9 protein-coding genes and 3 pseudogenes are annotated in these 11,469 nt (G+C 42.7%); 7 read left to right on the top strand and 5 right to left on the bottom strand.

The window, feature by feature from the left end; translation table 11 throughout:
- The first annotated feature begins 187 nt into the window (after positions 1-187).
- Entirely contained in the window at positions 188-325 is a 138-nt protein-coding gene (locus F6K53_RS00800) for a hypothetical protein (RefSeq protein ID WP_366511307.1), read from the top strand.
- 108 nt (positions 326-433) lie between these two features.
- Here the strand turns inward: F6K53_RS00800 and F6K53_RS00795 are convergent, their stop codons facing one another.
- On the bottom strand, positions 434-1,195 hold the full coding sequence (locus tag F6K53_RS00795; RefSeq protein ID WP_293023056.1) for a class I SAM-dependent methyltransferase: 762 nt from the start codon (positions 1,193-1,195) through the stop codon (positions 434-436).
- A 1,141-nt stretch (positions 1,196-2,336) separates the two neighbouring features.
- Here F6K53_RS00795 and F6K53_RS00790 point away from each other — a divergent pair.
- Both F6K53_RS00790 and cobA read left to right on the top strand, forming a co-directional pair.
- Positions 2,337-2,828: a hypothetical protein gene (locus F6K53_RS00790; RefSeq protein WP_293023053.1), complete on the top strand. Its 492-nt coding sequence runs from the start codon at positions 2,337-2,339 to the stop codon at positions 2,826-2,828.
- Between the two features lie 453 nt (positions 2,829-3,281).
- Positions 3,282-4,013: pseudogene (cobA, locus tag F6K53_RS00785) on the top strand (uroporphyrinogen-III C-methyltransferase); the annotation flags it as partial.
- Here the strand turns inward: cobA and F6K53_RS45640 are convergent.
- Positions 3,997-4,299, bottom strand: coding sequence for a pentapeptide repeat-containing protein (locus F6K53_RS45640; protein ID WP_366511308.1), 303 nt, complete (start codon positions 4,297-4,299; stop codon positions 3,997-3,999). The pseudogene cobA and the gene F6K53_RS45640 sit on opposite strands and share 17 nt — an antisense overlap.
- A 471-nt stretch (positions 4,300-4,770) precedes the next feature.
- Between F6K53_RS45640 and F6K53_RS00775 the strand changes: the two are divergent.
- Positions 4,771-5,622, top strand: a pseudogene (locus F6K53_RS00775) (uroporphyrinogen-III synthase); the annotation flags it as partial.
- Between the two features lie 214 nt (positions 5,623-5,836).
- On the opposite strand, the gene F6K53_RS00770 reads toward F6K53_RS00775, so the two are convergent.
- A complete protein-coding gene (locus tag F6K53_RS00770) occupies positions 5,837-6,313 on the bottom strand; it encodes a methyltransferase (protein WP_293072325.1) in 477 nt (158 codons plus the stop codon).
- 138 nt (positions 6,314-6,451) lie between these two features.
- Between F6K53_RS00770 and F6K53_RS00765 the strand changes: the two genes are divergently transcribed.
- Complete coding sequence (locus F6K53_RS00765) at positions 6,452-7,663, top strand: transposase (RefSeq protein WP_293079622.1); 1,212 nt, start codon at positions 6,452-6,454, stop codon at positions 7,661-7,663.
- Here F6K53_RS00765 and F6K53_RS00760 read toward each other — a convergent pair.
- Positions 7,596-8,201, bottom strand: a complete 606-nt coding sequence (locus F6K53_RS00760) for a methyltransferase dimerization domain-containing protein (protein ID WP_293079619.1) — start codon at positions 8,199-8,201, stop codon at positions 7,596-7,598. The two genes, F6K53_RS00765 and F6K53_RS00760, sit on opposite strands and share 68 nt — an antisense overlap.
- 338 nt (positions 8,202-8,539) lie before the next feature.
- Between F6K53_RS00760 and F6K53_RS00755 the strand changes: the two genes are divergently transcribed.
- Entirely contained in the window at positions 8,540-8,983 is a 444-nt protein-coding gene (locus F6K53_RS00755; RefSeq protein ID WP_293023043.1) for a VOC family protein, read from the top strand.
- Between the two features lie 194 nt (positions 8,984-9,177).
- On the top strand, positions 9,178-10,353 hold the full coding sequence (locus tag F6K53_RS00750; RefSeq protein ID WP_293023040.1) for a hypothetical protein: 1,176 nt from the start codon (positions 9,178-9,180) through the stop codon (positions 10,351-10,353).
- A gap of 96 nt (positions 10,354-10,449) precedes the next feature.
- Here the strand turns inward: F6K53_RS00750 and F6K53_RS00745 are convergent.
- Positions 10,450-11,406: pseudogene (locus F6K53_RS00745) on the bottom strand (IS630 family transposase).
- Positions 11,407-11,469: the final 63 nt, after the last annotated feature.

Genomic DNA, 11,469 nt, shown 5'->3' with positions numbered 1-11,469 from the left:
TGTCGTAGCCTTAGCCGCGATATCCATCTCACTACGCTCCTTCGGGTGGAAACTAGTCTGAATCCAAGACTAGGAAAGGGTTCTAGCCTTTCACTTCCAAGAGCGCCTTTCAGTCGCCCGATAACTTCATATTATGTCGCATCATCTAAGCCTATACCCATGGGTCCTGATTCGGCTATTACCACCGATGCCACCAGTCGTTTTCGCTCGGTTCCGCAACTGTTCTGATGCCAAAGGTTATTCCCAGACCCTGAAACAGCTGCTGCCTGATGCTAAGTTTCTAATAGTTTTAGATATAAGTCTGCCGATGGAGCCAGAGGAATAGGGAGTGTTGCAAGGGTGGGAAGGGTGGGGGGATGGGGAGTCAGATCAGTAACTGGCTTGGCGTTGCTGATTCTGAGTATGGTTTTGCCCCCCTAACCCCAAGGGTAGTTCACTCTATCCGACCAACTCTCATATGTAATGGCCATTGCAATATAATTTTCCTCTCGGGATCGCCCCAAGCCTCGACTAGACGGTTGGAGAATTCCAAGATTGGTTCCTGGGATTGAACAGCGATAAGCTTTTGAATAGCAGACCAAGTAGTCAAATATCCCAGAAATTCTTCCATGTTCCATTGGGTTTCAATTGTTAAAATAGGTGTTTTTAACTCAGCAAAAGGAAAAGGAATGGTTTGATAATTTTGAAGCAGTAGTTTTGTTTCTTCTGGCCAATACTGGTCAACCACTGTGGTGAAAAAATTCCTAGACATTTGGTCTATGTGATTTTCTTCTGGAGGTAATTCAAAATACCAGTAGCCCCAGAGAGCAATAATTCCTCCAGGTTTAGAAACTCGCTGCACTTCCTGATAAAACTTTTCTAGATTAAACCAATGAACAGCTTGGGCAACAGTTATTAAATCTATAGATTGATTCCCTAGCCCGACTTTTTCGGCCACTGCCACAGAATAGTTAATTTTATCATGATGAAATGCATGACTAATTTGCTTTTCGCTGGCATCTGTAGCATAAATTTTTTGAAAATGAGGGGTTAAGCCCAAGGCTACTTGACCATTACCAGTGGCACAATCCCACGCTGCTTGACGATCAGGTACAAGTGCAGCTAAATACTCAAACAAATATTTTGGATAATGAGGTCTATAGTTTCTATAATCATTTGCTTGCTTTGAGAAGTAGTCTTTAAATTCTGTAACCAAAGTCCTTTGCCTCTAATTTAATTTAGCAAACTATTAGGATATCATATTCTTAATCGCAGTTTGAATACAGTCTATATTTTTCAAATTCAGCACATCAGTATCAGCCTGGCTAACTTGTTGTGAAGATAACCTCAAGCAAGCAAAATCCCAAAACTTAATGAATGATGTTTGTACAAAAATGAGATGCACCAGCGGATCCCTCTTCACGGGCAGGGCTGTTAAGCCAGGGTAAGCGCAAGAAAAAGAGAGGCTTAAGATCGTAAGGGTAAAACGATACAGCCCCAGAAGATGCTAATTGATATAGTCTGTATCCGGAAAAGTTCTTGATGTTATAATTAAAGTATCTGTAACCCTTGATTTAGCTGGATTGTTTGGTGTGATAGATGGAAAGTTTCCGTATAATAAATAGTTAGGCTTAAGATCGTCATGAAAGCAGCAACTAGAGACAGTTGGAAGACCAGTCCTTCGAAGGGGGAATTTGTGCCGATAACATACGAAGACGAGTTTACGCCAGCGGAGGTGAATCGGATACGTTTGGGTCTCATTCCGCGCGAAATGGAAGATAAGTGGTTTATCTACTTCGACGAACCCACGCTGTTTTTCCATCGAAGTTGGACGGGATACCTGATCTACAAGGTTGAGCTTCGTGTAGGTACTACCGGTGGTGCAACGGTCGCCAGCGCCCACGTAGTCCAAGAGAGCGAGAAGTATCCTCGCGAACCAGGTGAGGCTGAGAAGATGCTACCGTGCTTGATACGGTGCATCCTACTTGAGCAGAACTATCCGTTTCCTCCAAGGTCATGAAAATTCCAGAGTGCGATTCCTGCCAGTTTTACTCTCAAAACCCCCACATCATCTGTGTAATTCACCTTACTTTACCTCTGTGAGTAGCTATGAGACACGATGCGATCAAGCTATATGAACCGATCAATATCCTTAAACAGATTGGTGAAGGATGGCCCAATTGTACAGATGTCAATGTATGGGGCAAAGATTCCTTTTCCAACACGTATGACTATTGTGCGGTTGAGCAACAGTGAGCTATGGTGCCATTCACCAACAGAATTGACTCGAGAACTCAAAGCTCAAATTGACTCTCTTGGCTCAGTGCGCCACCTCATTTCACCCAACAAAATTCACTATGCTCACATTGGCACCTGGGCGCTTTGCTTATCCAGAGGCCATAGCATGGGCATCCCCAGGTGTCCGCGATCGCGCAGCACAACAGAAAATTGAAGTTAGTTTTAATGCCGATTTGGAAAATGAACCGCCGCCTCAGTGGGTCACAGATTTAGACCAATTAATTTTCCGGGGTAGTCGATTCATGGATGAAGTTGTATTTTTTCACCGGAAGAGTTCTACTGTCATTCTTACCGATCTCATTGAAAACTTTGAACTCAATAAAGTTAGTAAGCAGTTTGGTCGGCTGCTTAAGTTAGTTGGCATTGTCGATCCTGATGGAAAAACTGCATTGGATTTGCGAATGACATTTTGGAGACAAAAGGAGCAGTCCCGTAGCTGCTTAAAGCGAATGCTTCAGTGGAACCCTGAAAAAGTTATCCTATCTCACGGTGGTTGGTATGAGAATAACGGTGCTGCTGAGTTACGCCGTGCTTTTCGCTGGCTTGAATAACTTTCAGAAGCAAGCTAACACTTCAGTGGAGCGGATGGGCGAGAGACATGGTGCTTCGTTTTAATGTACTGTGCCACCGCTCACCAAAAATTTTGGCGTTGCTTAATAATGGAATGATTTTAAGAGTTTTTAGGTGCGACGCAAGAAACAGCCCTGCTCCCAGGCTCGCAAAGAGATCCGGAGTTTTATTGGACAATAAAAAAAATTCCTAGATTTACATCTCAAATACAAACGCGCTTAGCGTTTATCGCAGTTATGAGCTACACTATTCTTTGACATTGATTCCCTGTTAGGTGCGCTTTCCGCATTAAGAATTAAATTCGCCACGGGTCGCACCTCTTGATGCAGCGCATCGCTATTCCCTATTACCTCTTCTCTGCTCCCTGCTCCCTGCTCCCTGCTCCCTAAAAACCCAGAACTTTGTACCTAACAGCAATTGCAAACCGCTATATAATGACTAATCACAAAAAGGGAAAAATTTACATCGTAGGTGCTGGTCCAGGAGATGTTAACTACTTAACCGTAAGGGGGCAACAACTACTGACTGAAGCTGAAGTGTTGGTATATGATGCTCTAGTAGATTCCCTTTTATTGCAACTGGTGCCCTGTGATTGTCAACTGTTTGATGTGGGGAAACGGGGTGGACGCCCTTCTACACCCCAAGCTAGGATTAACCAACTGCTAGTAGACCAATGCCGACAAGGCAAGCAAGTCGTCAGGCTAAAAAGTGGTGACCCCTTTATTTTCGGGCGCTCTAGCTCAGAAATTCAGGCATTGATTGCTGCTGAGTGTCAGTTTGAGGTGATACCAGGCATTTCCTCAGCCCTAGCCGCTCCCTTACTAGCGGGAATTCCTTTAACAGACTCCGTTTTGAGCAAATGCTTTGCCGTTGTCACTGCTCATCAGCCAGAGCAACTAGATTGGGAAGCACTAGCAAGAATCGACACCTTGGCGATTTTAATGGGAGGACGTCATCTAGGGGAAATTGTCCAACAGCTGCAACACTATGGGCGATCGCATCAGACTCCCATTGCTCTGATTCGGAATGGTGGACGCCCCCAGCAACAGGTTTGGCTGGGTACCTTAGGCACTATTGTAAACCAAACCCTTGGTATCTCCCTCTCACCTGTGGTAATTGTAGTTGGTGAAGTAGTGGGGTTAAGGGCATTTATGGGATTACCTGATCAAGACCAGTCGAACAGTGAAGGTTGGCAAGTTGAAGGTTGGCCAGTTGAAGGTTAGCCAGTTGAAGGTTAGCCAGTTGAAGGTTAGCCAGTTGAAGGTTAGCCAGTTGAAGGTTAGCAAGTTGAAGGTTAGCAAGTTGAAGGTTAGCAAGTTGAAGGTTAGCAAGTTGAAGGTTAGCAAGTTGAAGGTTAGCCAGTTGAAGGTTAGCCAGTTGAAGGTTAGCCAGTTGAAGGTTAGCCAGTTGAAGGTTAGCCAGTTGAAGGTTAGCCAGTTGAAGGTTAGCCAGTTGAAGGTTAGCCAGTTGAAGCTTGGCCGAAAGGCCAAGGTTATCAAGACCAGCTTAAACCTACCCTTCACCGAACGCCAAAGGCGAACAACCGAAACAAACCTTCAACTCCCACCAACCTTAAACCTACCCTTCACCGAACGCCAAAGGCGAACAACTCCCACCAACCTTCAACTCCCACAAACCTTAAACCTACCCTTCACCGAACGCCAAAGGCGAACAACTCCCACAAACCTTAAACCTTCAACTCCCACCAACCTTCAACTCCCACAAACCTTCAACTCCCACAAACCTTCAACTCCCACCAACCTTAAACCTACCCTTCACCGAACGCCAAAGGCGAACAACTCCAACAAACCTTAAACCTACCCTTCACCGAACGCCAAAGGCGAACAACTCCCACAAACCTTCAACTCCCACAAACCTTCAACTCCCACAAACCTTAAACCTTCAACCAAAACTACCAAAGTGCTTACTGGAAAAACCGTCTTAGTTACCCGTTCCGCTAGTCAATCCCAGAAATTTAACCAGCTCCTGGAACAAGAAGGAGCGACTATTATCGAAATGCCCACCTTGGTGATTACTCCTCCTTCTAGTTGGGCTGGATTAGATTATGCGATCGCTAATCTCGCTAACTTCGATTGGTTGATTCTCACCTCTAGCAATGGGGTGGATTACTTTTTTAAACGATTATTGAATAATGGTAAAGATGCCCGTGCTTTAGTCGGGATTAAGATTGCTGTGGTGGGTAAGAAAACTGCTGCCAGTCTGAAACAACACAATTTACAACCCGACTTTATCCCACCAAACTTTGTAGCTGATTCTTTGGTGGAACATTTTCCAGAGTCTTTAACTAACAAACAAGTGCTTTTCCCCCGAGTCGAAACCGGTGGGCGAGAGGTGTTAGTAAAAGAACTAACGGAAAAAGGTGCTCAAGTGGTAGAAGTTGCTGCCTATGAGTCTGGTTGTCCAGATTACATGGCTCCTGCTATTTTAGATGCTTGGCAACAGAGAGCAATAGATATTGTTACGTTTGCTAGTTCTAAAACCGTGAATAATTTTTACAAACTTCTCAACCAATCCTTTAACGCTTCAACGGACACTAACCAACCCTACTCTAATGCCGACCGCGAACAATCTGCACCCTTAAACACTCTCCATTCCCTTTTAGACAATGTCTGTATCGCTTCCATTGGTCCCCAAACATCCGAAAGCTGTCGCCAATTGCTAGGTAGGGTAGATGTAGAAGCAGTTGAATATACTTTAGAAGGTTTAACTGAGGCGATTGTGGCATGGGAGACTGAGAGAGGGGGAAAGACATAGGGTGCATCTGATTGGTGGAACAGGCATCAGGCGTGGAACAGGCATCTTGCCTGTTTCAATCCCTACTAAACAGCCTTATTTGCCAGAAATAGGAGTTTTATATCATCTCAGAATAATTACCCTTAATAATAAAAATCTCCCTATCTCCCTATCTCCCCATCTCCCCACACCTCCCACCCTCTCCTTAATTATGGGTATTCAAGCAGACTTGATATTAGGGCTTTTCCCCAAGGATGAGAGTTGTTTGTGTAGGCAAAGGAATAACCTTAATATTTTTAAATCCTGTCTTTTCGAGCCATAGGGCAATTTCTTCTTTAGAGCGATTGCCCGATTCGGAATGAAAGCCAATCATTAAGTACAGTTCCATCATTGTACTGCGCAATGACTGCTTAGGATTATCTTCTGGATTTATAAACTCCTGCACGATCAGCAATCCACCTGGCAATAGAGCATCGTAAGCTTTGGACAATAGCCTCAGACATTGCTCGGGAGATATATGACGCAAGACTGCAGAAAGCAGAACGACATCATAGTCGGGATCAAACTCAGTGGTATGAAAATCCGCCGACCATAGGGTAATTCGCTCTTGGAGATTGTATTGCTTCAAGAGGCTGAGGGCGATTTCTAAAGGTTCTTTGAGATCGACAACTACAGCTGTTAAATCAGGATTAGCATTACGGAACTGCTCCAGGCTGAAAGCCCCGTGTTTTTAAACCGGGGATGAAAGCCAGGTAGCGACTTTAGTCGCCGTGAAAAAGATTAAGTCACGACTTGACGGATTACGCTAAACAAGTTAATATAAAAATATAACATAATAGGTCGAGTTCTGATGATCATCTTAGAGTTTAAAGCATACGGCAAAGCTGCCCAATATAAAGCCATAGACGAGGCAATTCGGACAGTTAAGTTCATTCGGAATAGTTGTATTCGTTTATGGATGGACAACAAGGGAACAGGAAAATACGATCTTAGTAAGTACTCTAAGGTGTTAGCGAAAGAATTCCCTTTTGCCAATGAGTTAAACTCTACTGCCCGACAAGCTGCCGCTGAAAGGGCATGGTCATCAATATCTCGCTTCTTTGAAAACTGCAAGAAGAAAATCCCTGGGAAAAAAGGTTATCCCCGCTTTAAAAAGCACTGTAGGTCGGTTGAGTACAAACAGTCAGGATGGAAGTTATCTTCTGAACAAAAATCAATTACTTTTAGTGATAAGAAAGGAATTGGGAAACTAAAACTCAAGGGTACCTGGGACTTGTGGCGTTTTGACAAGAAGCAAATCAAGCGGGTTAGAGTAGTCAAAAGGGCTGACGGGTACTACGTTCAATTTTGCATTTCTGTCGATGTAAATGAACAACTGGAACCCGCAGATGCAACTGTAGGATTAGACGTAGGACTAAAAGAATTCTATACCGATTCCAGAGGAGGCACTGAACCTAACCCACGCTTTTACAGGAAAGGTGAAAAGCGTCTAAAGTTTTATCAACGTCGAGTTTCTCGTAAAAAGAAAGGCTCATCCAATCGTAAAAAAGCCATTAATAGATTAGGTAGACAGCACCTCAAAATAAGTAGGCAGCGTGAAGAACATGCAAAGAGACTTGCACGTTGCGTAATCCGGTCTAACGACCTGGTAGCCTATGAAGACTTGAGGGTTAAAAACCTGGTTAAAAACCATTGTCTTGCTAAATCTATTAATGACGCAGGTTGGCATCAATTTAGAAAATGGTTAGAGCATTTTGGCAAGAAGTTTGAAAGGGTCACGGTTGCAGTGAATCCTGCTTATACAAGCCAGAATTGCTCTGAATGCGGCGAGGTCGTGAAGAAATCACTATCAACCAGAACTCACACCTGCAAATGTGGTTGTGAATTAGACCGCGACCACAATGCTGCGATCAATATTCTAAAAAAAGCCTTGGGTACGGTGGGGCACACCGGAACCTGGGTTATAGACCCGAACTCTTCAGGAGATCTGGCCTCTACTGTTCTTGATTCCGGTCAGGATCAGCAAGCTGGGTCGTTGAGTGAAGAATCCCCGCGTCTTTAGACCGGGGAGTGTCAAAAAGAGCAATGCTGTAGCTTCCAGAGCCTCCTCCTAAATCCAGCATTTTACGCCTATTGTTCAGGTTAGTATATTCAGCCAGGACCGCTCCTTGTCCTGCCATAGCTAGGTTATGCCGACCTTTGATATAGCTTGTCCAATAGGTAGCAGCATCAACAAAACCATTCTCAAAGGGAAAATCTGGTCTACCTTCACGGATCAGCTGGTCTAGATTGCCCCAAGTGTACCAGAAATTGGTAATATGGACGATGTAATCACCTTGATACTCTGGCTTGTCTGGTATTAAAAATTTAGAAGCGACTTGAGAGTTTTTAAAATTACCCTCTTCTTTTTCCAGCAGACCTAATCCAGCACAGGATTCAAGAAAAGCTTGGACAAAACCAGGATTAGCTTTGAGGTGATCGGAGACTTCTCGGGCAGAAATAGGTTGTTCCAGTAAAGGAAATATTCCAAGTTTTATGGCCGCTCTGAGAACCGCAGAGTTCCAGAAGCTAAAACATATATTGTCGATGCTGTCCTTCATTTATACTTCTCCTAAATCTACATGCACGTTATTGTCAGAGCTAGTTAACTTGGCAGGCAAAATTATACCTCTTGATAGAATTTCTCATAAAACGGCAGACAATCTTCCACTATAGACATTAGTTGATCAGGTATCTGAGGGGGCTCATGTCACGCCTTCAGGGATTACTATGCTCATTTTTACCCTTTTGTCAACCCCACAACCTGAATAATTAAGAAAAGTAAAAAAAATAAAGTTTTCGTTAAGATAATGAGGAAATAAAAAAAAAGCTGTTTAATGATATACGTGATTTAATTAATAAAATAAAATCACAGTCTAAATCTAATACTCAGTTCTGTATGACCGGATCTAAACCTTTTCATTTAGCTTTTCCTGTTGCCGATCTCGAAGAAACACGCCAATTTTATTGTGGTGTGATTGGCTGTAAAGAAGGACGTAGTACAGATTTATGGGTTGATTTTAACCTCTATGGTAATTCCGTTTCAGCCTATTTACAACCCCAGGAGGCAACGCGAGATATACCTAGCAACCACGTTGATCGAGATCAAACTCCTTTAAACATCCCTGTTCGTCATTTTGGCATAATTTTAGAATGGGAAGAATGGGAAAGCTTAGTTGAACGTTTAAAGGAAAAAGGCATCGAATTTACAATTGGTCCGCGAGTACGTTTTGTCGGCAAAAATGGAGAACAAGGAACGATTTATTTTCACGATCCTTGTGGAAATGTTCTGGAATTTAAGGCTTTTAAGAACCCCGAGCAAATGTTCAAGCCTTTTACATAAATACAAGACTTTGAAGCAGTTGTTATGGAGAAGATAGCCAACCCGTCTTAGAGTATATTTAAGGCTTGTTTATGCCTGTAACACCCTATCCAGATTTTTTTTTACTATAAACTAGTTGGATAGTGAGGGGTTACTGAGTCTTTTTTGGACTTATATCGTTGGGTTTGAACTTTAAAAGGAGCAATCAACAAATAATGGCGAATACAATCGAAAAGTTAGATCATGATTTGGCTGAAATCTTTATCGCAAATGATAATAATCCAACCGTAAACTACTCTTATGGGGGAACGCGAATGGTAACTCCTGATACTCAGGAGTCAGAAGCTAAGCAAATCTGCGAGCGATTGATGTGGTCTGAAAGTGCCCTGAAAAATCAACTGATCAATGCAGCATTAAGCAAAGGTGTTTTAAACCACTATAGCGATCGACTTCCTGGAGGTTTCTTGGACAGCAAAGTTGGTGGTGCTCGCTGCGTAATCAGACCCAAGCACCAAGATACTGCTGACATCCTTGTTAATCCAGAACATCCAGATTGGGATTCTACCATTTCACCAATTTTTCAACACATTGGCGAATCCCTCAATCAAAAACAAGGCAAGATCAAGTTGACTCCGGATTTTGGTCGGTTTGCTGGTTTGGCGGATACTTTGAACCGATTTACTCCTCATTCTCTCGGCATTAATTGTGATCAGGGAGGATGTGGTGGTAAATCTTCCTACTCAGCAACAGGTATTATCTCAGCGATTGAAACCCTTGGTTTCCAACAACAGAAAGAAGACCGAGTTACCTTAATTGGGGCAGTGGGAGCCATGGGTTCTGACGTTTTGAAGTACTTTTTGCGAGAGACATACCAAAATGTAGCTGTTTGTGATCTGGTGTATGATGATCCTAATAGTGGAATTGTCCCTCCAGATAACTTATTAAAGCTTCCCTCCAAGCAAAAAGCCTTCACTACAGATTGTTTGGAGCGAGGAGGATTAATTGTTGCTACTACCGTTGGACAGGAATTGGAAAACTCTTTTTGGGAGACAATGCCCAGGGGTACAACCTTACTCCTGGCTCATAATATGGCAATTCCTGGAGGTGAAGCAGGTGCTGAACTAATGCAGCGAGTTCAGCAACATGGCGTTTTCGCCTTACCTGGTCAAGTTTTGACATTGGGAGGAGCGTTAACCTCTCGGGTAGAGTGGTTCTGGCGGCAAAGCAATGCAGGTGTTCCTTTCGATAAACCTCTAGCTCACCTAGTCGTCAGGGATGTGGTTAAGTTTTTAGTCACTGAAATTAAAGCATTATCAGCATCTTCAGGATTAACTCCTTATGAAGCCATGCTACGGTATGCAGACCGAGAGGCAGTAACATTATTGCCCTAAAGATCAAGTCGCTCTTCCGATCCTATTTAGGATAACAGGATCGGAAGAACCAACAAGGCATTCACTTCAAAACCTTTGAATTTGCTATAGCGGTTTTTAGTCTAATGAGGTACAATAACAACAATGAGCAAACCAATTACGAATATCCTTAAGGGAGATTTGATTAAAAGCAAATTCAATAGCTTCTACTAAATCAAGATAAGTTCTTGCACCAATTTTACGTAAAATACTTTTGATCTTTGACCAACAATGTTCAATCGGGTTAAATTCAGGGGAGTAAGTGGGAAGATAGATTAATTTAGCACCCGTTGCTTCAATTAAATCTCTAGTTTCATCTCCTTTATGAATTGAATAATTGTCCATGATTACACAAGCTCCACTCCAAAGTTTAGGGACTAATTTTTGAGAAATAAAAGCTTCAAAAGTGATGGCATCAGTTTTTCCCAACAAACAGGTGCTGGCGAGGATAGATTCACAACTTATGGCACTAATGAGTGAAAGATTTTGACCTTTCCTATAAGGGCGCTGACCATAAGCACGTTGACCCTGTTCAGAGCGAGCAAAGAGACGAACCATTGCTAAATTCACTCCGGATTCCAATACGGAAAATCAGGTCTTTTTCGTTAATATCCCTAACCTTTTCCCAGAAATGTAAACGTTGTTTTTGTACCTCATCTGTGCCTTTTTTTGTGGCGTACAGTGTTTTTTTTTCGGGTTATTTTTAGACGCTTTAGCATTCTATATACTGTGGAAATACCAATGAAAACTCCGGTTTCTTTCGCGCTTCATGTTCCGCAGTTCTTCTAAAGTAGCGTCATTAGTCATGGTCACCAGATTTTTGAGAATCGTTAATTGTTTTGGCTTAAGTTTTGTCGGAGTTTGTTGAGTGCGAATTTTCGGGGCAATATTTCCAGTGTCCCGATACTGTTTGAGTAATTTTTGAACAAAGCTTAAGGCAACATTGAACTGTTTAGCAAGCTGACGTTGAGAGATATTACCTTGAGTATAAACATCAATAATTTTTTGTCTAAGATCAACGGAGTAGGGTTTCATGGTTTTTTATTAGAATGTATCATCATTATTGTACCTTACTAGCTTAAAAACCGCTATACTGGC

Source organism: Moorena sp. SIO4A1, assembly GCF_010672065.1.
Lineage (GTDB): Bacteria > Cyanobacteriota > Cyanobacteriia > Cyanobacteriales > Coleofasciculaceae > Moorena.
Note: the sequence above shows the minus strand (reverse complement) of the source record. Positions and strands in the feature narration are given on the sequence as shown.

Excerpts from the sequence above, each read along its gene's own strand:
- F6K53_RS00765 (WP_293079622.1), top strand. The coding sequence starts at position 6,452 with ATGATCATCTTAGAGTTTAAAGCATACGGCAAAGCTGCCCAATATAAA.
- F6K53_RS00800 (WP_366511307.1), top strand. The coding sequence starts at position 188 with ATGCCACCAGTCGTTTTCGCTCGGTTCCGCAACTGTTCTGATGCCAAA.
- F6K53_RS00760 (WP_293079619.1), bottom strand. The coding sequence starts at position 8,201 with ATGAAGGACAGCATCGACAATATATGTTTTAGCTTCTGGAACTCTGCG.
- F6K53_RS00790 (WP_293023053.1), top strand. The coding sequence starts at position 2,337 with ATGCTCACATTGGCACCTGGGCGCTTTGCTTATCCAGAGGCCATAGCA.
- F6K53_RS00750 (WP_293023040.1), top strand. The coding sequence starts at position 9,178 with ATGGCGAATACAATCGAAAAGTTAGATCATGATTTGGCTGAAATCTTT.
- F6K53_RS00755 (WP_293023043.1), top strand. The coding sequence starts at position 8,540 with ATGACCGGATCTAAACCTTTTCATTTAGCTTTTCCTGTTGCCGATCTC.